This is a genomic window from Marinoscillum sp. MHG1-6 (assembly GCF_024714475.1).
Lineage (GTDB): Bacteria > Bacteroidota > Bacteroidia > Cytophagales > Cyclobacteriaceae > JAMZMI01.
This window is the reverse complement of sequence record NZ_JAMZMI010000001.1, coordinates 462607-486776: the sequence shown is the minus strand read 5'-3', so window position 1 is coordinate 486776 and position 24170 is coordinate 462607. Positions and strand designations below refer to the sequence as shown.

Genomic DNA, 24170 nt, shown 5'->3' with positions numbered 1-24170 from the left:
TAATAAAGAATCGGTTATTTCTTAATAGTTAGTCCCCGCTCTAATCATAGCACATCGGAAACCGATAGTTGATGTAGCTGAGTCCTCAAATAGAGCTCTTCTTGTTCCTGGTGATAACCAGTAAGCTACGTCATCCCATGATCCACCTTTGTAAGCTCTCATTCTTCTTTTTGGTGGGTTATCCGGGTTATAATTTTTCTGAAGTCCGGTCTTTTTGGTCCATTCTTCTTCTGTGTACTCTCTTTCATTTCCGATAAAGTTGTAACCAGCATCATATCCATCTTCCTCATCACCTACTGCATCCCTTCTTGAAGGATTCAGATCATCCATATCGATAAATGAAAGAGGTCTGTAAACATCTTGTACCCACTCATTAACATTTCCAGCCATGTTATATAGTCCGAAATCATTAGGAGGATAGTCGTAAACGTATGTTGGAATCATGGCACCGTCATTCAACTTACCAGCAATACCAGCGTAGTCACCTCGACCTCTTTTAAAGTTAGCAAGGAAGTATCCCATGCTTTTGCCATAAGGATTTCTTAATGCGTGACCATCCCAAGGATATAATCTTCTATGTGTTTGATTTTCATCTAACCATTGAGTCCCAATAAGTGCCTGAGCGGCATATTCCCATTCTGCTTCTGAAGGAAGTCTGTAATTCGGTAGCACAACACCAGACTCCAACGGGATTCTTTGATGTCCTCCTGAACCCCCTCCTTCTGCACCAGCAAAGGCAGCATCTCCTGAGGCCAATGGATCCAATAGCCCTGCATCATCAGCTAACTTAAGGTTAACAACCGTCGTTCTCCAATGGCAATAATTAACTGCTTGTCTCCAGTTCACTCCAACAACAGGGAAATAACGGAAACCAGGATATCGGTAGTAATGATCTACATACGGGTCATTATAGGCAAGGTCTTTTGCCCAAACAGTCGTATCCGGAAGGTTGTTTTTCCAATAGTACTCGTCAGAATCCTGTCTGATGTAGAACTCATACTCCAACCAGTTGATATTAGAGACCTCGGTTTCATCCATGTAGAAGGACGCTACCGTCACGGTTCTTTCAGGGTTATCGTGAGAATTTAACACATCTTCTTCGAAAGAACCCAATACAGTACGACCACCCTCAATGAAGATGAGGTTAGGTCCATCGGGTTGCCCCGCAAAATCATTTACCTGGAAACCACCTTCCTCGTTAAATTCGAGGCCCGTGGCGGTGCTGATGGTACCAGGGTTTGAGCTGGTAGGCGCACCATTGCTGCATGATGTGACAATGATGGCCACAGTTAAAACTGCGGATACACCGTACACCACATTCACTAATTTTTTCATAACCTGTTTTCTTTATTTCAAACGCTCAAAATAGCAATAAATACAAATATTTCAAAAATACCCTTTCTAGTCAATAGTTTGATCTAATCCTTTTGATAATAATTAGAATTTAACCAAAATATTGCCCTAAAGCTCCATAAAAGATAGCTAAGATGTCTGAGAACTCATAAATTTTAACTCATCGTAGGCGGTATTGATATCAGCTACCTCCTGAATACTTACGATAAGTTTTTGCCTGTATTCTTTCATGGATGAGCGGGACGGATTTTTTTTCACATAACTCAGAACCCAGCCGAACCTTTCCGATTGAAAATATTGCTCACTTTTCTTTTCTGATAAATAACATTTTAAAAGGCCATTTTTCAGGTTCACTTTCTCAAAACCAATCTTTTCTGCAAGCCATCGAACCTTAACAGAAGTAAATAGGCTTTCAACAGATGACGGACAAGGTCCAAAGCGGTCTTTAATGGAGTTTACGAATTTGTTTAATTCATCCTCTGTTTTAAGATTATCCAGTTCCGAATATAGACTCAATCGTTCAGCAATATTTGAAACGTAGTTTTCCGGAATCAATATTTCAAGATCTGTTTCAATAATGCAATCTTCCAGAAGATGTTCGAATTTTTTGTCATCCTCATTTTCGAATAACTCTTTGAATTCTGTTTCCTTTAACTCAGAAACAGCTTCATCAAGAATTTTATGATAAACCTCGAAGCCCATATCATTGATAAAGCCACTTTGCTCACTTCCTAATAAATTTCCGGCACCTCTTATGTCCAGGTCTCGCATCGCTACTTTAAACCCATCCCCTAAATCAGAGAATTCCTCTAAAGTGGTCAACCGTTTTCGTGCGTCAGATGACAACGCTGAAGTTGGGGGTGTCAATAAATAACAATAGGCCTTGGTATTGGATCGTCCTACTCGCCCTCGCATTTGGTGGAGGTCGGATAACCCAAACATATGGGCTCTATTGATGATGATGGTGTTGGCATTTGGGATATCAAGCCCTGACTCAATGATGTTGGTAGAAACCAGCACGTCGTATTCACCTTCGATGAACTTCAACATAACTTTTTCAAGTTGTTTTCCATCCATTTGACCGTGAGCCAATCCAATTTTTGCATCCGGAACTAACCTGAATACAATATTTCCGATTTCCTCTATATCATTAACCCGATTATGAACAATGAAAACCTGACCTCCCCGGCGTAGTTCATGACTTACTGCATCACGAATTAGTTCCTCGTTGAAGCTATGTACTTCAGTTGTAACCGGCCTTCTGTTGGGTGGTGGAGTGGAAATGATGCTTAAGTCCCTCGCACCCATTAATGAAAAATGCAAGGTTCGAGGAATAGGTGTGGCCGTAAGCGTTAGGGCATCTACATTCACCCGCATTTCTTTCAATCTTTCTTTGACCTTTACACCGAACTTTTGCTCTTCATCTATGATCATAATGCCCAAATCCCTGAATTCGATGTCCTTATTGACAATTCGGTGAGTACCAATTAAGATGTCAACTTTACCTTCTTTGACCCGTTTCTTTATTTGGGTAATGTCTTTGCTGCTCCGAAATCTATTGATGTAGTCAATTGAAACCGGAAACTGGCTCAACCTTTCTTTGAAAGTATTGTAGTGCTGCATAGCCAAAATAGTGGTTGGAACCAGCACTGCCGCCTGTTTGCTATTATTTACTGCTTTGAAAGCTGCCCTGATGGCCACTTCGGTTTTTCCAAAACCAACATCTCCACATACCAGGCGATCCATTGGGTGAGCCTGCTCCATATCCTTTTTGACGTCGGCCGTTGCCAATGCCTGATCCGGTGTATCCTGATATAAAAATGAAGACTCTAGCTCAGCCTGCAAATAGTCATCGGTTGGAAATGCGAAGCCAGGTGCTGCTTTACGCTTGGCGTAAAGATTAATTAGGTCCTTGGCGATGTCCTTAACCTGCCTTTTGACCTTTTTCTTTTTGTTTTCCCAATCCTGAGTTCCGAGTTTACTGATACTCGGCGGTTCACTGTCCTTACTAGAGTATTTTGATATTTTATGGAGTGAATGGATACTTACGTAGAGTAAATCATCGTCACGGTAAATTACCCGAAGTGCCTCTTGTTGATTTCCATTGATATCCACAGTATCCAACCCCGCAAACCTCCCTACGCCATAATCGATATGAACGACATAGTCTCCAGGCTGAAGGTTCTTAAGCTCTTTTAGGGTAAGGGATTTACTTTTTGAAAACTTTTCTTTCTTGCGATAATTATGAAACCGATCAAAAATCTGGTGATCAGTGTAGCATATGATTTCATTGGCAGGATCAACAAACCCCTCTCTTAAGCTGCCATTGATTCCATTAAATGATATTTGAGGATTGATTTCGTGAAAAATCGTTTCTAATCTTTGGATCTGTTTTCCGGCTTCCGCGAAGATGATGGTTTTGTATTCCTTCAGTTTGTATTGGAACAAGTCCTCTGCCAGCAGATCAAAGTTTTTATTGAAGTGTGGTTGAGGCTTGATTTCAAAATTGAATTCTGATTTGGGCTTCAGATAAAAGCGATGCCCAAACTCAACGAGGCCAAACGATCGTATGTGTTTATCAAAAGCCTTTTCAGATTCGAATAGATCGTCCGGTTTGAAGACAATTTGAGTATTTCCACTCATTTTCATGATTTGAGTGAAAGATTCTTCCGCTTTTTTAAATCCCTTGTCTACCAGATCAAGCGTTTCACGAAAATCCTTTAACCAAATCGTTGTCGTTTTAGGATCAAAAAATTCGAGAAATGATTGTCTTTCTTCCTTGAGAAGTTTTGTCTGAATATCAGGTATCAGATTTACAAACCGGAGGATTTTTGTACTAAGCTGAGTTTCGGGATCAAATTCTCTGATACTTTCTACCTCATCTCCAAAAAGCTCTAACCTACACGGGTAATCATTTCCAAAGGAAAAGACATCTATGATTCCGCCCCTAATTGAAAACTGCCCGGGCTCGTAGACGAAATCCACTTTTTCGAAATCGTAACTGATCAGAATTTCATTGATGAATTCTACGTCCAGCTTATCACCTGAGCTAACTTTCAGAGTGTTTTCGCTAAGAGAGCCCTTGTTGATAACCTTTTCGTAGAGAGCATCAGGGTAAGTAATGATCAGGCAATCATGTTCAGGGCTTGATATTTTATTAAGTACCTCTGCCCTAAGCAAAATATTGGCATTATCTGTTTCTTCAAAAACATAGGGCTTTTTATAAGAGCTTGGAAAAAGCAGGCATTTCTCATTAGGTAGAAAAGTAGAAAGGTCATCAAGAAAATAGGCCGCTTCTTCTTTATCATGTAAAATGAAAATATGACTTCCTCCTATGTGATGACTGATGGAGGCGACTATTAAGGCATCTGAACTACCTGATAATCCCTTCAAGCGCGTAACCTCTCCAGACTTCATGCCATTAGCGACAGTCTTATTGGTCTGGTTGTCTCGATATAAATTAAATAACTCCTGTGCTTCCACTTCCAAAATTGAGTTGGCAAAAATATAACAATGAATTGTGGACGTCTGTCAAATCAACCACTAATGATCAAGTTCAGTTATATACAGAAAATGATTTTTTTAAGAATTAATTGAAACATTTTAACACCCGATTTAGTTAAAGAAAATTGAAAGCACATACTAATTTGAAATGTCTTTACGTTCTTTAGTTGCTTTCTATTTAGGTTAGGTTGGTGATTAAGGCGTTCGCAGAGGTGCGGCGCCTTTTTTATTTATACCTTTTTTATCGTTCTTCAACTTTCATGGACTTTATGTTGAGAAGACTAAACGTTACTTTGGTTTTTCTTTTTGTTGCGATTAAACTGGTGGCCTGGGGAAATACGGGACACCGAATAGTTGGGCTCATTGCTGAGCAACACGTGACTCAGAAAGCCAAAAGGCATATTGAAAAGATAATTGGGCCGGAATCATTGGCCGAAGTGAGCACCTATATGGATTTCATTCGGTCCGATAGACAGTATGATTATATGAATCCATGGCATTATGCTACTATTCCTGAGGACATGACCTATGAAGAGGTAGGCACACCGGATAACGGAGATGTCATCGCTACACTGAAAAGACTTATTTCTGAACTGGAAACTAAACAATTTGCATTTCAGGATGAGGCATTTGCGCTCAAATGTCTGATTCATCTTGTAGGCGATATTCATCAGCCATTGCATGTTGGAAATGGAATTGACAAGGGGGGAAACGAATTTGAACTGAAATATTTTGGAAAAACCATGAATCTCCATCGTGTATGGGATTCGGAAATGATAGATGGTCAACAATACAGCTATTCAGAATATGCAAATTGGATCAACCATCCTTCCGGTGATCAGATCAAAGAATGGCAAGGAGCTGACATTCTTAACTGGGCGAAGGAGTCCAAAGGTTATCGCGCTCAAGTATACGAAATTCCAGAAAGTCGACGAATTGGCTACGAGTACAACTATAAAAATTTAGACCTGCTAAACTTAAGATTGCTACAGGCTGGAGTTCGTCTGGCAGGTATACTGAATCAAATTTATGGCTAAAAAAGAGTCATTCTTAATTTTTCAGCCGCCTGTTCCAGATCCACCAGCGCCTCAATAGCTACTACCGAATCAATGCTAACATTCATCATCTGAGCGGCCTGCATTACCTTTTCCTTTTCCTCCAGGGCGTATTCGCCATCTGCGTAAGACATTCTAATCGCATCATATAGCAGCAATTTGCTAAAGTTTGAAATGGTTGAGGAGTTAAATGAACTAAACAGTTCTTCGAGATCCGCCATATCATAGTCGAAAGCTTCCCAATCCTCAATGATTTCATCCGGCACACCCACCTTTCCTGCCAGATCCATGGTCAGCCACTCTAATTCCGGATCAGAAACTATTCCGTCAGAACCTGCGATAGTCAGCAGGGTATATCCATAAACACGCCAAAGTGACCTGGGCACCAGGGAGATACCGTAAAAAACGGGTGAAACTACATTAAGCGCTGAATCCATTTTGCGAAGAAATTGTCTATCAAATTAATCACTATTATTGAAAGTCAAAACATATGCCTTTAACTTGTGCCCCAATTTAGTTCTACACCACAAACAGTTCAATCAACATGTTAAACCCAAGTGACCAAGAGCAGATCGCTGAGCATGGACTCTCGACTGAACAAATAACCTATCAAATCGACAAATTCAAGGCAGGATTTCCTCCAAGCGATCTTGTTAAACCGGCCATCGTTGACGATGGAATTGTAAAGTTTTCCGAGAAGGAGCAAAAGGAGCTGATTGATCTATATGAGAATAATTTTTCGAATCTGGACATCGTAAAATTTGTTCCGGCATCCGGAGCCGCTTCGAGAATGTTCAAAAAGCTTTTTGCCTTTATTGATGAGTATAAGGGTACTGATACAGATTATGAAAAACTCACAGCTGATCAGGGGAAAGGCTCAATGTATGCCTTTTTCAAGAGCATTGAGAAATTTGCGTTTTATGAGCTGTTGAAAAAAAGCTTTCAACCTGAGTCCCTGGAAGAACAGTTGCTGAAGAAAAATTATGTTGAAATCGTAAAGAAACTACTTCTGGCGGAAGGCCTCAATTATGGTGCCTTACCAAAAGGGTTGCTACAGTTTCACAATTACCCTGAAGGCTCACGCACACCAGTTGAGGAGCATATGGTGGAAGGTGCCCAGTATGCAAAAAGTGCCGGTAACAAAGTAAAAATTCATTTTACGGTTTCTCCGGAGCATCAGGAAAAATTCGAAGAGCATATTGCTGAAATTAAGCCTAAATACGAGGCCCAGTTCGGTGTTAAGATAGAGGTTTCTTATAGTCAGCAAAAACCATCCACTGATACGATTGCAGTGGATTTGAGTAATGAGCCGTTTAGAAACGCAGATGGTAGTTTGCTATTTAGACCTGCTGGACACGGGGCCTTGCTAGCAAACCTTAATGATATTGAAGCTGATCTGATTTTCTTGAAGAATATCGATAATGTAGTTCCTGATAGCCTAAAGGAAGAAACAATTGTTAATAAGAAAGTAATTGCAGGTGTATTGATTCAATATCAAGCCAAAATTAAAGAGGCGATTGCTGATGTAAAGGCAGGGAACCTTGATCAAGCAACTCAATTGCTGGAAACAATGGGATATGTTCCTGGTTCGGACTTTCAAGCTCTTTCATCATCTGATAAATCTTCATTTATTCTTGAGAAACTAAGGAGGCCATTAAGAATTTGTGGAATGGTGAAAAACGATGGAGACACAGGAGGAGGCCCGTTTTGGGTGAAAGCAACGGATGGATCTATTTCTTTGCAAGTGGTAGAAACTGCGCAAATTAATCTTGATGATGCTGAACAGAAGAAAATTTTTAGTTCTGCTTCTCATTTTAATCCGGTGGATGTAGCATGCTACACTAAGGATCCTGACGGTAATAAAATCGACCTAATGAAGCATAGAGATATGGACACTTGCTTTATTTCTCAAAAGTCGAAAGATGGGAAAGATTTGAGAGCGATGGAGCTACCGGGACTATGGAATGGTTCCATGGCAGACTGGAATACAGTATTTGTAGAAGTTCCATTGATCACATTTAATCCGGTGAAGTCAGTAACTGACTTGTTAGAACCGGAGCATCAATAAAACTGAAACAAGGCTTTCCACATTGGAAAGCCTTTTTTTATGAAAAATAGCTCCCTCTATTTCATAGCATTAGTACCGGATGAGCCATTTTTATCCGAGGTAAAAGCACTTAAGCAATTAGTTGCAGAACGATTCGGGTCAAAAGCGGCGCTTCGCTCACCTGCACATATTACACTGCATATGCCTTTTCGATATGATGAGACAAAAGAGGAAAAGCTTATTGATGCCCTAAAAACTTTTACTCAAGAGATTCATTCATTGAAAGTTAGTCAATCAGGTTTTGGCGCTTTTGAACCAAGGGTCATATTTGTCAATGTGACAAAGACATTGGAGCTGACAACACTACAACAGGAATTATTGCGTTTCACCAGAAAGACCTTAAACCTGGATAGTGAGAATTATAAAGGACAGGGATTTCACCCACATATGACTATCGCTTTTCGTGACTTAAGAAAGTCTAAATTTTTTGAAGCATGGACTTATTTTGAGCAAAGGCAGATCGATATGAACTGGGATGCGCACTCGCTGAAGTTGCTCAAGCATAATGGGTCCATATGGGAAATATATGAATATATGCCTTTTGCAATGGGTTAAATCCGGATCCGGCAAATTGAACTATACTGTGTAAATGAATAATTTCATGTTAAAGTCTGTCTGGCTCAAACTTTTTCACAACTTACAGGTCTAACAAAAAACAACTGTTCAACGATAGTTACTTTAAACAGCAATCAAATGCGAAATATTCACAGAATCTTATTTTTTGTACTAATTGGGATGCTCGCATGTAAAAACCCCAGAAAGTCAGATGTGATGGATGACAATCAAAAAGTCATAGAATACAATAACCCGCCAGCTGAAGGCTTCGACGTGGAAAATTCAAATGTGATCGCAATTTTATTGGCCGATCAGGTAATGAATGCAATGGGAGGTAGGGAAAAATGGGATAACTCGCACGTTTTTTACTGGAATTTCTTCGGGAAGAGAATGCTATTGTGGGACAAGGTTAATAATATGGTGAGAATTGATGAGCCGGGCAATAACCAGGTCACCGTTGTCAATCTGGAATCGCTTGAAGGAAACTCATGGGTCAATGGAGAACCTATTAACGATACGACACAATTGAAAGATGAGCTGGAAAAAGCTAAAAGAAAATGGATGAATGACTCTTACTGGCTGTTCATGCCGTTCAAGCTTAAGGATTCAGGGGTAACGCTCACCTATTTTAGTAGCGAACCTACCCTGACTGGTGAACCCTGTGATGTCATTGGCTTAAGTTTTCGCAATGTTGGGGCCACTCCGGACAATGCTTATCATGTTTGGATCAGCGTAGAGGATAAACTTGTTAAGCAGTGGGCCTTTTACAAGGATTTTGAGGATGAGAATCCCGCGTTTGTTGCTCCATGGGATAATTATGAAAGCTACAATGGTCTTTTGTTAGCCGCCGGTCGTGGGGATCGTTCCATCACCGATATTAAGGTATTAGAAAAAGCTCCAGCAGGAAGTTTTACAGGCCCCGAACCGATTAATTTTCCGACGGCCGAGTAATTAAGGAAAGCAAAGGAGGTGCATCAGACCAGTATTAACCATAACAAGTTTAACACCAAAAAGGCCTATATTTGCGTCCAAGTAATATTTTCAATCCCCGCCGAAGACTTTTCCAGCTGATGCTCTTCTGCTTTATGAACCATATCCATGTCAACCTATCGTTCAGCATCAACCCCCCTCAGGTTTATGAGAGAAAAGGATGAAGAGTTTTCAAAGACACTCAACCAAAGAGTAAACCATTATTTTAAAACTGAAAACAGAACAAAGCATGCTAATCTGGAAATGGTTATCAAAACCATAATGATGTACAGCCTGTTTTTGGTTCCATATTTCTTCATCTATGCTGTTTCAAATCCCTACCTGGCAATTTCCTTATATGCTTTAATGGGGGTTGGCATGGCAGGTCTTGGCCTTTCTGTGATGCATGATGCTAATCACGGATCTTATTCCAACAAAAAATGGATCAATCGTTTGTTGGGCTATACGCTTAATGTCATCGGGGGTAATGCAACAAATTGGAAAATTCAACACAATGTGTTTCACCATACCTATACCAATATTGATTCGCACGATGAAGATGTCAGACCAAGGTTTATTATGAGGTTTTCTCCTCATGCGAAAAGACAATGGTTTCATAGGTTTCAATATATCTATGCCTGGATCCTATATGGTTTCATGACAGTAAGCTGGATTCTGTTTAAAGATGTGGTTCAGTTAATGTCTTATCAAAAAACAGGAATTCTGAAGAAGCACGCTGATACCCGAAGCGCCTGGATGTGGCTCATATGTACAAAATCGATCTATTATACATACATTGTTGTAATACCCTGGGTTTTCACTCCTCTTGTTTTTTGGCAGGCACTTCTAGGCTTTTTTGCTATGCATTATGTTGCAGGATTCATCCTGGCCATTGTTTTTCAACCGGCCCATGTTATGGAAATGACGGAATTCCCTATGGCCAATTCCAATGATCATATTGAGGAAAACTGGACGGTCCATCAACTAAAAACAACCTGCAATTTTGCTATGAAAAGTAAATGGTTAAGCTGGTATGTTGGCGGACTTAATTTCCAGGTCGAACATCATTTATTTCCACACATTTGTCATGTACATTATCCGGCAATTTCGAGAATCGTACAGCAAACGGCTAGTGAATACAGTATTCCATATCATTCCATTTCGACCTTTTGGGGTGCGCTGGTGACTCACGGTCGCATGCTTTATAAGTTAGGGCGGCCGACTGTATAAAATATGGGCTGCTGATTATTCTCAAACTCACGCTGTAGCACTTTCCAACAGCCGGATTTCTCCCAGATCAGCATTTAGTTCGGCCCTTAGACCTATTGGAAGCGTAGCGTTATGTTCCTCATGTCCAAACGGAAATCCATAAGTTACCGGGACGTTAAGGGGTTCGAAGTGATCTTTGAATACCTCTGAAAGCGGAACAGAATATTCATAGAATGGATCAGATGGATCAGTATCACATCCCGTAAAATATCCAAGTGCGATTCCTTTGACTTTGTTAAGCGCACCGGAATTAGCCAATTGAGTAAGCATCCGATCGATGCGATAGGCAGCTTCGCCTATTTCCTCAATAAAAAGAATGTTGTTGTCAAATTTAATCTCGTAAGGAGTGCCAATCAGGCTATTAATAATACTCAGATTTCCTCCAACCAGATTGCCCTGGCAAACGCCACCTTTTATAGGGGTCTGGCCATTATTTTTTATATGAATTCTTTCCCCATTCTGAGTTACATCCAACAAATAATCCATACTGAAATCGTTAAGCTCTGATGCTCCAACGGGGCCGTGAAAGGTTATCAACCCAGCCTTTTTGAATAGTGCGGCATGCAAGGCAGTAATATCACTATAACCAACGAAAACCTTTGGGTTTGAACGAATGAGGTTATAATCGATATGTGGCAGGAGCCGGGCACTACCATAACCCCCTCTTGCGCAGATCACGGCATCTACAGAATCATCTGCAAAAGCCTGATGCAAATCCTGTAACCTTTGCTCATCCGTACCGGAAAGAAAACCGCTGCTAACTTTAATGTTGTCCGAGTATTTTACTTTGAAGCCAAGCAAATCCATATTTGACAGGGCTTGTTCAAAAACACTGCGTTTGAGCGCACTTGCAGGTGTGATCAATTGGATTGTTCCATTCTTTGGGATAGCCGGAGGTTTAATGACCGCCAGGTCTCCATCGGGCGATATGCGAGGAGCAAGCGGCATCAATCCTAACATTGATGACTTTAATAAAAAATTTCTTCTATCCATTTCAGAGCAATCGTTGTTCAATTATTTTTCTTTCTTTCGGAGTGGTCATGAGGATGATCCAATTGCCTTTACGCAGTTTATGACCGCCTTTTGGATTGTAGATCCATTTATCCCCATCCTTTAGTGCAAGGATAATGGTGTGTTCACACCCTGCCATTGGAAAATCTTCGAGTGTTTGACCGTCTAATTTGTCACTGATCCCAATCTCTTCCATTCTTAAATTGAATTCAGAATTGCCACTCATATCGTCCATGAAAGAACTTACGGCCGGACGAACCATTTCTGATGCCATGCGCTGTCCCCCAATAAATGTTGGTGAGACTATTTTATCAGCTCCTGCACGTCTCATCTTACGTGCATGGTTCATGTCATTTATTCGAGTAATTATTTTGATATTCGGGTTTAGCTGTCTCGCGGTTATACAGATTACGAGATTGGTATTGTCATCTGATGCATTAGCGAAAATGCCTGCCGCTTTTTTTACGCCCAAAATATCCAAAAAACCATCATCCGTGCTATCACCAGCAATAAAAACGCTATCCGGAACTTGTGGCAAGAAATTTTCCAGAACCTTGTCTGAAATGTCAGTCAAAACAAATGGCCGGTTTGTTTTATACAGTTCGAGCGCAATGTTTCGACCTACACGACCACAACCACAAATAATATAGTGGCCTTCCAATTTTTTGATTTTGTTAATCATGTTGCGTTTATAAAAGGTTTTTCTAATGTCACCCTCCACGAATAGGGCAGCCAAATTGGAAAACAGGTAAGTAAGGACCCCGATTCCACTAAAAGCAATAAAAATGGTAAATAAGCGGCCAGAATAAGAATCGTCAAGTTTGATTACTTCATGAAAGCCTATTGTTGAAATGGTAATGGCGGTCATATAAAAAGCATCGAACCACTGTCCATTACTCAGCCAACCATATCCCAGCACACCAATTAGCAGGACCCCGAGGAATATACCTCCCGCAATTTTGATCCTCCTTAAAACATCGTTTAATTCCATACGTTAATGTGATAGTCATAAATTTAGGGAAAAGAGTAGTATGCGATACGTTATTACCATGGTTTTGACGGTTTTCTCCGTTATTGTTTGGGCGCAAGGTTTGGATGTCATTCTGAAAGGGCATTTTGAAGACTACGGTCAGGAATATTGGGACCAGATCAAAACGGTAGTGGTAAATGGTGAGTGGGTAAATGAGGAATTTGAAAAATATCCGATTAACCTGACTTACAAGCGCCCTGAAAAAATCAGACTGGAAGGAGAATGGAATCAAAAAACTTTTTTGGAAGTGAGTAATGGTGCTCTTGCCTGGGGAAGGTCACCATGGAAAAACCAGGTGGAGATTCAGTACCTGGAACCCGAAGAACATCTTATCATTGATAACTTATTTGATCTGGGAAGCCCGTTGACCGACTTCAAAGATTCCTTAATGCTCCTTGGATTAGAACTGTACGAAGGTGAGCTTATGATTCGGTTACAATGTCAGGATGGAAACCTTCAGCGAGATTTTTATCTGGACAAAGAAAACTATCGTCTGCGCTGGGAAGTTATTATTTCTAAAGTGGGCCGCAAAACGATGCAAATGCGAAAGCAGTATGAAAAGTATAAGCATTACCATGGTTTATTGAGTCCTACATCTGTCCGTGTATACTATGAAAGCGGACAACGTGAATTGGTATTTCATAGAATGGCTTTGGGAGTAGGAGCCTCAGATAGTCTGTTTGAAATGCCTCAAAGGCAGTAACAAGCTGCTAATCATCAATCAATCTAACCTTTGAATGAATGTCAATATGACGTTGGTGGTGATGTCACTGGGTCACATTGTCAGGGAAGACTGTGACCAGAAAATTGGCACAGGGATTGATAATAATATTAAAAATGGGATTGATATGAAGTTAGAAGATAAAATGTTGATTAAGAATCTGGCGAATACAGTGAAGATTGTAAATACGATCAATGGCGGTATGGCCCAGCCCATCACTGAACTTCATAAGAGGGAAGATTCGTGGATATTAAAAATGCGCCTACCGGCTGTAGACATCGATAGCATTAAAATTGAGGTCAAGGACAATTTCTTATTCGTATTTCAGGTCTTGAGTGGCCTTGATGATGAAATTGAGCTGCCGTATCTTGTGGATATGCTTAATCTGACAAGCCAAATAGACCTGGAAGCTATTTATGCAGAATTTAACGATGGTGAAATACAGATTCATATGCCATTTGACGAAATGGCCAGTGGGTATGAAAAGGAAATAGAGATCATTAAGAGATAACTCTGATGGACTAATATTTTTTGAAATAAGCCTGAAAGCCTCCTGCTTTAATAAGTTGGAGGCTTTTTATTCTAATCCCAATTTAACTCACCCGACTCCAATTTACTGTGCTCTTGCTTTGAGCGTCAATTTGTCTTTTGACTAGCTGGTTTTTGGGCAGCACCAGACTCGGATCCTCATTCAGTACTTCGGTAGCCACAGCTCTGGCTAATTTTAATGTTTCGCCGTCCTGACCTAAATCTGATATCTTCAAATCCATAAGTCCTGACTGCTGTGTTCCCATCAGGTCACCAGGTCCCCTAAGTTTAAGATCCATTTCTGCTATTTTAAACCCATCTGTGGTATCAACCATTGTTTTGACACGGGCTTTGGCTTCGTTGGTAAGTTTATTTCCGGTCATAAGAATACAATGAGATTGTTCGGCCCCACGTCCTACTCGTCCTCGCAATTGATGGAGCTGAGAGAGACCGAATCTTTCAGCATTTTCGATCACCATGATAGACGCATTGGGCACATTCACTCCAACCTCAATTACTGTTGTAGCAACCATAATTTTAGTCTCTCCTTGTACAAACCGGGCCATTTCCCAATCCTTATCTTCTGCCTTCATTTTGCCATGTACTATTGATAGTGGATAATCGGGAAATCTTCTGGCTATACTTTCATAACCATCCATCAGGTCCTTATAATCAAGCTTGGCAGATTCCTCAATCAGGGGATATACAATATAGACCTGCCTCCCTTTTTGAACTTCCTTATCAATAAAATCGAACATTTTGAGGCGATGGCTATCTCTCATATGGTAAGTTTTTATTGGTTTTCTGCCTGAAGGCAATTCATCGATGGTCGAAATATCGAGGTCTCCATATAATGTCATGGCTAGTGTACGTGGAATAGGCGTGGCAGTCATAACCAATACATGGGGATAGGTACCTTGATTCTTATTCCATAAACTTGCACGCTGTGCCACGCCGAATCGATGCTGTTCATCGATAATAGCCAGACCGAGTTTAGAAAATTGTACAGAATCTTCAATCAGGGCATGAGTTCCAACTAGGATTTTGATCTCTCCGGAGTCCAAACCCTGTGCGATTACCTTGCGCTCGGATTTTTTGCTCGATCCGGATAAACGAGCTATTCCGATACCCAGTTCCTGAGCGTGTTCATATAAACCTTTAAAATGTTGATCGGCCAGAATTTCCGTTGGAGCCATGAAGGCACATTGATAGCCATTACTAATGGCGATCAGCATACATAGAAAAGCCACCATAGTTTTTCCGCTGCCCACATCGCCCTGCACCAGTCTATTCATCTGTCTCCCGGATCTAAAATCCAGATAGATTTCTTTAACTACCCTTTTCTGCGCATTGGTGAGTTTAAAGGGCAAGAAGTTTTCATAATAGTGATTTAATAGTTCGCTGTTATTGAACTTGAGTCCGGGAAAACTATCAATCCTTGTAATCTTTAGCTTTATCAATCGTAGTTGGATGTAAAAAAGCTCTTCGAATTTTAATCTGGCTCGAGCATGTTGCAATGCCTTTGGGTTTCTAGGAAAATGGATTTGAATCAATGCATTTTTCTTGTCCATCAACTTATATCGCTCAATGATATTGGGAGGTAGTGTTTCGTTTATGTGATTGACAGCTTCGACAAATAGCATTTTCATCATCTTCATGATGGCTTTGCTGTCTACAAAACGGGTTTTTAATTTTTCGGTGGTATTGTAAACTGGTTGAAGATAAGCCCCTTGTTTGTTTCCTGCAGTCAGTAATTCCACTTCCGGATGGGCGATGCTGTATTTTTGACCAAAGCGAGCCGGTTTTCCAAAGACAACATATTCCTGGCCAATTGTCAACTTGCTTTGAACCCATTTGACACCTTGAAACCAAACCAGTTCTATCGTCCCGGTTTCATCGGCGAAAATGCCAACTAATCGCTGTTTTCTTCCCGTACCAACAGTCTGAAAAGAAATGAATCTACCTATGATCTGAGCACTGGAAAGATTTTCGTTGATCTCACGAATCTGATAGAACCTGGTTCGATCCTCATATCGAAAGGGGTAATGTTCAATGAGGTCAGCAAATGTGAAGATTTGAAGTTCTTTTTTCAGAAGCTCGGCCCTTTGAGGACCCACACCTTTGAGGTATTCGATACTTCTTTCAAAAAAACCGGGCATATAAGATTTAAAGTACTCCTTCTCTGATGTATTTGGCGATTAATTCGGTTACGTTATTACAGTTGGATTTCGCCATGATATTTCGTCGGTGTGTTTGCACAGTATGAAGGCTAATATAAAGTTTGTTCGCGACTTCCTGATTGTTCAATCCCTCTGCAACCAATCTTAAGACATCAATTTCCCTATTACTCAGGTTTTGCTCGGCTTGTTCTTTAGAAAAGTTTTTGTGAAAGATCGTTTCGTAGATGTCGTTGGCGTTGAGAATCATGGCGGTAGCTTTTAACGGAAGCCGCTCGCCTTTTCCAGTCACCGTATAATGCGCCAATCCTATCACCGGCTTCCCCTGGTCATCAAAATACATGGGTGTGGTGTGCTGAGTGATATTCATATACTCGCCATTGACATTTTTAATGGAGTAATTCCATATATAACTAACTCGTTTGCGATCTTCGAAGGGTACTTTTCCCATCGTAAACTGCATCAGCTCTCCCAGAATATTCACCCATAGATCTGCCTCTTCCGGATGAAATCTACTCCACCAATAGTTCATGCCTTCTTCCTTCATTTTTTTCGGGTCCAGGCCGGTAGCATGATGAAAATTTTTACTTACGTATTCAAAGGAGTGCTTGGTAGTATTAGTAATGCAGAAAAAAACGGGGTTCGCGGGCATCAACTTGTCTAATTCCTCAAGACGGTTGATGTGCGTTTTGACTACATTTTTTTCAATATCCCGGACGGTCTCAAAGACCTTGTCGTAATTGTTGATATCCATATTGGTGGTTAGTTATAACTATGAAAATAATGGATATAACAGAAAACTTTGTAGTTATGTTTTACTTTTTGTTACCATGGTCCCACTGAAGGGTTTCCAGCAGATGAATTACATCTTGTTTGAGGTAACTAATCACAGGTGCAAGTGAGTCATTTTTAGTAGCAGTTTCAAAATATAACGCACCACGAATGAAATGCCGGTTACTATCGGAAACATGAAATTGAAAGGGCGTTGGAACTTCACCTTCAAGACTGGAAACGGAGGCAAAATTGCCATTTGGAAGTTCTAGTATCATCTCGTCTATGGCGTAAGCCTTCACGTTGTGCTGTGAGGTGAGTTTATAAGAATCAGTATAATAACCACGCATTAACGAATCTTTATTCAGAATAGGCTTGTAGGTTATTTGAACCATGGCATCCATGTTTTCATAGTTGATATCGATCCAATAGCGCTCTGTGATCCAGGACTCATGCGGACTGAGCGTAGCTATCGTAGAGTACTCAAACTGATATGGAAGTGTGTCGGGAAGGTTGGTATATTCATGTTCGGGAAGGTCTATTCGATTATAACCTTTAGGCTTAGGCAAATAATCTCCCTGACAACCAAATAACATCACACCCAAAACGCATACACAAAACTGTTTTACCATTAATCTTCAAAGTCTTTAACTGCCACCTCTTTTTTAGGGTCTATAAACACCCGAATTCTTTTAATCCTTTTCTGGTCCACTGCAACAACGGTAAATAGAAAAGAACCGTATCGGATTTTTTCTCCGGCACTTGGAAGCTTCGTATTGATTTCAAGCAACAAACCTCCAAGTGACTCGCTGTCACCCTTAATTTTCTCAAAACTGGATGAATCAACCTCTGTGATTTTGCAGAAATCGTTAAGTGAAGTTTTACCTTCAAAAACATAGGTATTTGCGTCAAGCTTAGTAAAGGCAACGTCTCGTTCATCGTCGAACTCGTCATTGATCTCCCCTACGATTTCCTCAATCACATCCTCCAGGGTAATGAGTCCGGAGGTTCCGCCATATTCATCTACCACGATGGCCATGTGAACTTGTTTCTCCTGAAAGTCCTTTAATAATCCATCGATCTTTTTGCTTTCCGGTATGAAAAAGCCCGGACGGAGGAGCGTCTGCCATTCGAAATCCTCCTCCTTGTGAAGGTGAGGAAGAAGGTCTTTGATGTAAAGTATTCCTTCAATATTGTCTATTGTTTCTTCAAAAACAGGGATTCTGGAGTATCCAGTCTTATTTACCTGATTCATCAGTTCATGGAAATCCGTTTCGACATCCACCGCCATAATGTCTATCCGTGATTTCATGACTTGCTTTACCGACAGGGTACTGAAATTCACAATACCTTTTAACATGTCTTTTTCCTCAGCACTTACCACTTCTTTATCCGCAGTGATTTCAAGGGCATCGTTGATTTCATTAACTGAGAGGTTATAGCCTTTTCTTTCAATACGCGATTCAATCACATTGCTGATACTCATCAGTAGCCATGAAATGGGTCGTAATATCTTGTCAGAAAAAATGAGCATCGGCGCACTAAAGCGTGCAAAGCTCTGGTTGTTGTGGTTGGCAAATACTTTAGGTACGATCTCACCGAGAAAAATAATGAGTATAGTAACTACAGCGGTCAATGTGATAATGACCGCGCCTCCCGCATCTTTACTACCCACCAGCTTCCAGGTTGCAAAGGTAGAAATGGTGACGATGAAAATATTCACCAGGTTGTTTAGAATCAGGATATTGGCCAGTAATCGTTTCGGGCTCATCACCAGCCTACTGATGTACTTGTCCCGTTGGTTATCCGACGTAGCAGATTCCTGAATTTGTTCCCTGCTCAATGAGAAAAATGCCACTTCTGATCCGGAAATCAATCCGGATAAAAGCAAAAGTGCAAGAATGCCCAGTCCGTTAACTAAATAAAATGAAAGTGGTTGTTCTACAAATGCTGTTAAAAGCACCGAGGGGTATGGATCGTCTATAGATGTTTCCAATCAGGTTTCGTTAAGTTAAACATCAAAACGGCAAGTCATCCGTAGCTACATCGGAGCCCGCATCAAAAGTTGAAGCTGAGCTTTCTACCGGTTTTGCTACTTCTTGAGAGCCACCATAAGGCTCGCCGCTTTGTCCTCCTCCAGAATTTCCACCAAGCATGGTCATGTTATCACCTACAACTTCGGTGGTATATCTGGTTATTCCATCTTTTTCCCAGGAACGTGTCCTGAGTTTTCCTTCGATGTACACCATATCGCCCTTTTTGAGAAACTTTTCAGCTACTTCTGCCAATCCTCTCCAAAGAACGATGTTGTGCCACTCGGTTTGCTCTCTACGCTCACCGGTGTTTCTGTCCTTATATGTTTCTGAAGTCGCAATCGGAAAATTGGCAACTGCAGCTCCATTTTCTAAATGTCTGATTTCAGGCTCTTTCCCTAACCTTCCTACTAAAATTACCTTGTTTACTCCTGCCATTTTCTAAAATTAGTTAATTAACTGCTTGTTGCAAATAGTTCACAATCACTTTTGGACGAGGCAAATTTAGCATTTCTTCTAAGCTAAAAGGATGTAATCCTAATTCTTTAGAAAGGTTCTTAAATGATTTTGCCTCGTGGATTTCAATTGTGACAAATTTCACCCAAAGTCTGCGATGCGTTAAAATATGTTTAATGATCTCCGATTCCATAGTCACCTTCCCATCATATTTATTGAGAAGCTCCTTTTGTTCTTCTTTTGACCGGATTAAATAAAACTGATAGAGACCTTTCCAAATACCTTCAGTTCTTGAATGGAGGAGGTACTTTCCCGAATGCTCGAAGATTAAATAGTTCAAATGCTCTTCACTGACTTTTACTTTTTTGGTTTTAACCGGTAATTGGTTCTGAGCTTTTTGCTGATAAGCAAAACAGGATTGAGTAAAATGACATTGATCACAGTTTGGGGAAGGCGTACATACTGTGGCACCGAACTCCATCATGGCCTGGTTAAAATCATCTGGTCGATCAGAAGGGATAATATCTCTAAGCAACGACTCAAAGGTTTTTCGTGTGGCACTTTGCGTGATGTCATCAAATACTCCAAAATAGCGCGAAGCAAAGCGATAAACATTCCCGTCCACAACAGGAGTACTTTCTTTAAAGGCAATAGATGCAATTGCCGCTGCAGTGTAGGGCCCTATCCCTTTCAGCTGGAGTAGGTTTTGATAATTGTTTGGAAAGGTGCCGTTCAGTTCTTTGGAAATAAATTTGGCCGTAGCGTGCAAATTTCTTGCTCTGGAATAATAGCCTAACCCTTCCCAAAGCTTGAGAACATCCTTTTCATTAGAATCTGCCAGTGAATGGACGTCAGGGTGATGGTCTATAAACCGCTCATAATACGGTAAACCCTGCTCTACCCTTGTTTGTTGAAGGATGATTTCAGAAAGCCATATTTTGTATGGGTCACGTGTTTGTCTCCACGGCAAATCTCTCTTAGCTTTTGAAAACCAATCGATTAGCTCTTGTACGAAATAGTTTTGGTTTCTTTGCAATTGTGTCTATTAAAACCGGATATTGTTTTTTTATTACCAAACCAAATTTAAATTTGGCGACCGGAATTTTCGCCCGGGCATTAAACTTACATAATAGAATTAATTGTGACTAAACAAGACGTAATCAACGAGATAGCAGAAAAGACCGGCATAGATAAGGCCGATGTTCAGGTTAGTGTAGAGGCTTTTTTCTCGGTGGTAAAAAACTCTATGGCGTCAGGTGAAAACATCTACGTAAGAGGTTTCGGCAGCTTCGTGAACAAGAAAAGAGCTAAGAAGATAGCCAGAAACATTTCCAAAAATACGGCAATAATCATTGATGAGCACTTTGTGCCTAGCTTCAAGCCATCCAAGATTTTCATTGAGAAAATCAAAAACAGCAAAAACCTCAAATAAGAGGTTTTACGAATGAATAAAAGTCAGATCATTCTTATAATCGTAGGACTTGTTTTGGTCGCTGTGATCTACAGCCTTCCACGTAGTGTGGTGGAAAATGATCAGACAAGTGAAATAGCCGAACCCGTTGTTCACAGCATGGACGTTACACCCGCTGATAACGAGCGAATTACGTATTTGCGCGCTCAATTAATTGGGCTGGTTGAAAACAAAACTTTTATTAACTTTGCGGACTCTTTGGCCGACATGTTTTTGAAGTACCGTATGGTTGACAGTGCTTCGAGTTATGCCGACCGCATTTTGGAGCAGGGTTCATCCCTTTTTGGGCAGGAAGTGGCGGCAATGATTTATTACCGTGCTTCACAGAATGCCTCGGATGAAAATCAGGCACTGAAATTTGCAGGGAAGGCCAGAGAAATGTTCGAGAACTTGTTGAAGGAATACCCGGATAATCTGGCATGGAAGAATAAACTCGCCATGACCATGATGACAACAGAAAACCCAATGAGTGGGGTGATGATGTTGAGGGAGGTTTTGGAAACAGATCCTGAAAACAGAGAGGCCATATTAAATCTTGGTTTGCTGGCCATTCGATCCGGACAATATGAAAGAGCAAAAGAGCGCTTTCTGAATCTGGTAGAAATTAATGCGGAAGATCATGAGGCCTGGTTTTATTTGGGTGTCACTTACGCGGAGCTCGGAGAAGCCGAGAAAGGTTTGGAAGCCTTTGAAAAATATTTGGAGTTTGAAAATGCTGATGAAGCCTTAAAAGCTACAGCAGCGAACTACATAAAGGAATTAGAAAATATTTAAGTAACTAAAACACAAAGAATTATGCCTTGCGGTAAAAAGAGAAAAAGACATAAGATCGCTACTCACAAGAGAAAGAAAAGACTAAGAAAAAACCGTCACAAGAAGAAGTAATAGTCTAACATCTAAATTTTGAGTAATGAGTACTGAATTAATACTGAACTCAACTCAAAAAGGATGTCGGATTGCCCTTCTTAAGAACAAACAGCTGGTAGAGTTCCATCAGGAAGAAGATGGAAATGCCTTCAATGTTGGTGATATATACCTCGGCACGGTTAAAAAAGTAGTGCAAGGTTTGAATGCGGCTTTCATAGATATTGGCTATGAGAAAGACGCATTCTTGCATTATTTGGACCTAGGTCCCCAGGTACAATCTCTTAATAAGTTTACCAAGCTTGTGCTCAACCGAAAAAACGTGAGTTCTAAACTCACGGGGTTTTCACATGAGCCGGATATTAATAAGCTTGGCAAAATGAATCAGGTCCTTACCAAGAATCAGAAAATATTGGTTCAGGTGGTAAAGGAACCTATCTCGACGAAGGGTCCGAGACTATCCTGTGAGTTGTCGATTGCCGGCAGATACATAGTACTGGTACCATTTTCGAATGCGGTAAGCGTATCGAAAAAAATCAGTGATTCTGCTGAAAGAAAAAGATTATCTCGTCTTATCAGTTCCATCAAACCCGAAAACTTCGGTGTGATCATTCGTACGGTTGCACAGGGTAAGGATGTAAAAGAGCTTGATAACGATCTAAGAAACCTGGTCAAGATCTGGGATCAGGGAATCAAGAGTTTAAGAACTGCTAAGCCCGGTGAAAAAGTGATCGGGGAAATGAACAGAGCCAACTCCATTCTGAGAGATGTGCTCAATGAGTCATTTGACAGCATTACTGTAGATGATAAAGATCTTCATGGTGAGATCAAGTCATACATTCAGAAAATTGCTCCGGACAAGGAGAAAATATTAAAGCTCTATAACAATAAGGTTAAGATTTTCGAGGCCTTTGGTGTTGAGAAGCAGCTCAAACTTTCATTTGGAAAGTCGGTCAGCGTTGCCAATGGAGGCTATTTGATCATTGAGCATACTGAGGCACTGCACGTTATTGATGTTAATAGCGGAAATAAGTCTAACCGGGAAGAGGATCAGGAGACCACAGCCCTGAAAGTTAATCTGGAGGCGGCTGCAGAAGTTGCTCGTCAGCTTAGATTACGTGATATGGGTGGTATCATTGTGATTGACTTCATTGATATGCGCAAAGCGGACAATCGTAAAAAGGTTTACGATCGCATCAAGCAGGAAATGAAGGATGATCGATCCAAGCATACGATCCTTCCACTATCGAAGTTTGGTTTGATGCAAATCACCAGACAGCGAGTAAGACCGGAGTTGAATATTACAACCCGTGAAGCTTGTCCAACATGTGGAGGAACAGGTCAGATTTCTGCCTCGATCCTTATTGCAGAGCAGATTGAGAACACTATTGATCTCGTATTGGGGAGTCAAAATGAAGGTAAGCTGGCCTTGAGCCTGCACCCTTATTTGTATGCCTATTTTAAAAGAGGATTGATTTCCCGAAGAGTAAAATGGTTCTTCAAATATCAAAAATGGGTAACCCTGATAGAAGATTCATCATTGACTATTAGCGAGTATAATCTCCTGAATGCACAGGGGGAATTGATCGAGACTTAAAACTTGATCCCGAAATCCAGTGCGACGATATTACTTTTAATTAAAAGCTCTTCCTGAAAATCATAGCGAAGAGCTTTTATTTGATTGATCAATCCACGCTGATAGCTTACTTCAAAAAACAGTGTGGTATTCACCCCCACCCTGTACTCATATCCGGTACCCAGAAGTACAGCAAAATCAAAAACAGTAAAATCTTCGACGAGGTCATAATCTTCCCTGGAAGGTTCACTATTCACCAGAAACTCTAGTGCTGAACCAACCTGAAAGAAAATCTTGCCATCAGGCACGATCTCATTGGTGTAAAGTTTCAGTGTGACCGGAAACTGTAAATATTGAAGCTTGTAAGTTTCATTAGGGTTCACACCTACAGGAATACTGGTGGGGTTATTTTCTCCCCTTACCTGTAAGTGTGTTCTTTTAGGCATAAAAATGAGTCCCGTGCTGAAGAAATAGGTCTCGGCAATTTGATGGTCATATATTAAACCAATCGAAAAAGTACCGCGAGTACCATTGGCATTCACATCATAGGTGCTGTCCGTTAGCGTGATTCTACTGGAGGAGATCACCGGAGAAAATTTCAATCCCAGTTTGGATTGAGCTTGTGAAAGAAATGATGCAGAAATTAGAAAAAGTAATAGAAGGACGTTTTTTCTCATGTGCACAGGAAGATATGCTATTTTTGGCAGCCTAAAATTAAGA

22 protein-coding genes are annotated in these 24170 nt (G+C 40.7%); 10 read left to right on the top strand and 12 right to left on the bottom strand.

Features of this window, described 5'->3' with window-relative positions:
- Nucleotides 1–21: 21 nt before the first annotated feature.
- Together gldJ and mfd are read right to left on the bottom strand one after the other, a co-directional pair.
- Complete coding sequence (gene gldJ, locus NXR94_RS02175; RefSeq protein ID WP_258102921.1) at nt 22–1335, bottom strand: gliding motility lipoprotein GldJ; 1314 nt, start codon at nt 1333–1335, stop codon at nt 22–24.
- Between the two features lie 147 nt (nt 1336–1482).
- Nucleotides 1483–4836, bottom strand: a complete 3354-nt coding sequence (gene mfd / locus NXR94_RS02170; protein ID WP_258102920.1) for a transcription-repair coupling factor — start codon at nt 4834–4836, stop codon at nt 1483–1485.
- Nucleotides 4837–5126: 290 nt separating this feature from the next.
- Here mfd and NXR94_RS02165 point away from each other — a divergent pair, with 290 nt between their 5' ends.
- Complete coding sequence (locus NXR94_RS02165; RefSeq protein WP_258102919.1) at nt 5127–5894, top strand: S1/P1 nuclease; 768 nt, start codon at nt 5127–5129, stop codon at nt 5892–5894.
- Here NXR94_RS02165 and NXR94_RS02160 read toward each other — a convergent pair.
- On the bottom strand, nt 5891–6349 hold the full coding sequence (locus tag NXR94_RS02160; protein WP_258102918.1) for a TerB family tellurite resistance protein: 459 nt from the start codon (nt 6347–6349) through the stop codon (nt 5891–5893). The two genes, NXR94_RS02165 and NXR94_RS02160, sit on opposite strands and share 4 nt — an antisense overlap.
- A gap of 107 nt (nt 6350–6456) precedes the next feature.
- On the opposite strand from NXR94_RS02160, the gene NXR94_RS02155 reads away from it, so the two are divergent.
- The 4 genes from NXR94_RS02155 to NXR94_RS02140 all read left to right on the top strand — a co-directional run bounded on the left by NXR94_RS02155 (nt 6457) and on the right by NXR94_RS02140 (nt 10773).
- Nucleotides 6457–7980, top strand: a complete 1524-nt coding sequence (locus NXR94_RS02155; RefSeq protein WP_258102917.1) for a DUF4301 family protein — start codon at nt 6457–6459, stop codon at nt 7978–7980.
- Nucleotides 7981–8019: 39 nt separating this feature from the next.
- Entirely contained in the window at nt 8020–8574 is a 555-nt protein-coding gene (locus NXR94_RS02150; protein WP_258102916.1) for a 2'-5' RNA ligase family protein, read from the top strand.
- 138 nt (nt 8575–8712) lie between these two features.
- The gene (locus NXR94_RS02145) at nt 8713–9525 is read left to right on the top strand and encodes a hypothetical protein (protein ID WP_258102915.1); all 813 of its coding nucleotides are present in this window, start codon (nt 8713–8715) and stop codon (nt 9523–9525) included.
- Between the two features lie 186 nt (nt 9526–9711).
- Complete coding sequence (locus NXR94_RS02140; protein ID WP_258102914.1) at nt 9712–10773, top strand: acyl-CoA desaturase; 1062 nt, start codon at nt 9712–9714, stop codon at nt 10771–10773.
- 27 nt (nt 10774–10800) lie between these two features.
- Here the strand turns inward: NXR94_RS02140 and NXR94_RS02135 are convergent, their stop codons facing one another.
- A complete protein-coding gene (locus NXR94_RS02135; protein WP_258102913.1) occupies nt 10801–11805 on the bottom strand; it encodes an LD-carboxypeptidase in 1005 nt (334 codons plus the stop codon).
- Nucleotide 11806: 1 nt separating this feature from the next.
- The gene (locus NXR94_RS02130) at nt 11807–12814 is read right to left on the bottom strand and encodes a TrkA family potassium uptake protein (RefSeq protein WP_258102912.1); all 1008 of its coding nucleotides are present in this window, start codon (nt 12812–12814) and stop codon (nt 11807–11809) included.
- Between the two features lie 40 nt (nt 12815–12854).
- Between NXR94_RS02130 and NXR94_RS02125 the strand changes: the two genes are divergently transcribed.
- Nucleotides 12855–13556 (top strand): hypothetical protein, encoded by a 702-nt coding sequence (locus NXR94_RS02125; RefSeq protein WP_258102911.1) that lies wholly within the window; start codon nt 12855–12857, stop codon nt 13554–13556.
- Nucleotides 13557–13590: 34 nt separating this feature from the next.
- Nucleotides 13591–14085 (top strand): hypothetical protein, encoded by a 495-nt coding sequence (locus NXR94_RS02120; protein ID WP_258102910.1) that lies wholly within the window; start codon nt 13591–13593, stop codon nt 14083–14085.
- Nucleotides 14086–14167: 82 nt separating this feature from the next.
- On the opposite strand, the gene recG is transcribed toward NXR94_RS02120, so the two are convergent.
- The 6 genes from recG to mutY all read right to left on the bottom strand — a co-directional run bounded on the left by recG (nt 14168) and on the right by mutY (nt 20575).
- The gene (gene recG / locus NXR94_RS02115; protein ID WP_258102909.1) at nt 14168–16261 is read right to left on the bottom strand and encodes an ATP-dependent DNA helicase RecG; all 2094 of its coding nucleotides are present in this window, start codon (nt 16259–16261) and stop codon (nt 14168–14170) included.
- A gap of 7 nt (nt 16262–16268) precedes the next feature.
- Complete coding sequence (locus NXR94_RS02110; RefSeq protein ID WP_258102908.1) at nt 16269–17033, bottom strand: response regulator transcription factor; 765 nt, start codon at nt 17031–17033, stop codon at nt 16269–16271.
- A gap of 61 nt (nt 17034–17094) precedes the next feature.
- A complete protein-coding gene (gene gldD, locus NXR94_RS02105; RefSeq protein WP_258102907.1) occupies nt 17095–17682 on the bottom strand; it encodes a gliding motility lipoprotein GldD in 588 nt (195 codons plus the stop codon).
- On the bottom strand, nt 17682–19034 hold the full coding sequence (gene gldE / locus NXR94_RS02100) for a gliding motility-associated protein GldE (protein ID WP_258103264.1): 1353 nt from the start codon (nt 19032–19034) through the stop codon (nt 17682–17684). Before gldE ends, gldD begins: the two co-directional genes overlap by 1 nt.
- A 34-nt stretch (nt 19035–19068) precedes the next feature.
- Complete coding sequence (ssb, locus tag NXR94_RS02095) at nt 19069–19521, bottom strand: single-stranded DNA-binding protein (protein WP_258102906.1); 453 nt, start codon at nt 19519–19521, stop codon at nt 19069–19071.
- Between the two features lie 13 nt (nt 19522–19534).
- Entirely contained in the window at nt 19535–20575 is a 1041-nt protein-coding gene (gene mutY, locus NXR94_RS02090; RefSeq protein WP_258102905.1) for an A/G-specific adenine glycosylase, read from the bottom strand.
- Nucleotides 20576–20680: 105 nt separating this feature from the next.
- On the opposite strand from mutY, the gene NXR94_RS02085 reads away from it, so the two are divergent.
- The 3 genes from NXR94_RS02085 to NXR94_RS02075 all read left to right on the top strand — a co-directional run bounded on the left by NXR94_RS02085 (nt 20681) and on the right by NXR94_RS02075 (nt 23471).
- Nucleotides 20681–20971: an HU family DNA-binding protein gene (locus tag NXR94_RS02085; RefSeq protein WP_258102904.1), complete on the top strand. Its 291-nt coding sequence runs from the start codon at nt 20681–20683 to the stop codon at nt 20969–20971.
- Between the two features lie 12 nt (nt 20972–20983).
- Complete coding sequence (locus NXR94_RS02080; protein WP_258102903.1) at nt 20984–21784, top strand: M48 family metallopeptidase; 801 nt, start codon at nt 20984–20986, stop codon at nt 21782–21784.
- Nucleotides 21785–21920: 136 nt separating this feature from the next.
- On the top strand, nt 21921–23471 hold the full coding sequence (locus NXR94_RS02075) for an Rne/Rng family ribonuclease (protein ID WP_258102902.1): 1551 nt from the start codon (nt 21921–21923) through the stop codon (nt 23469–23471).
- Here NXR94_RS02075 and NXR94_RS02070 read toward each other — a convergent pair.
- Nucleotides 23468–24127 (bottom strand): porin family protein, encoded by a 660-nt coding sequence (locus tag NXR94_RS02070; RefSeq protein ID WP_258102901.1) that lies wholly within the window; start codon nt 24125–24127, stop codon nt 23468–23470. The genes NXR94_RS02075 and NXR94_RS02070 overlap by 4 nt on opposite strands.
- Nucleotides 24128–24170: the final 43 nt, after the last annotated feature.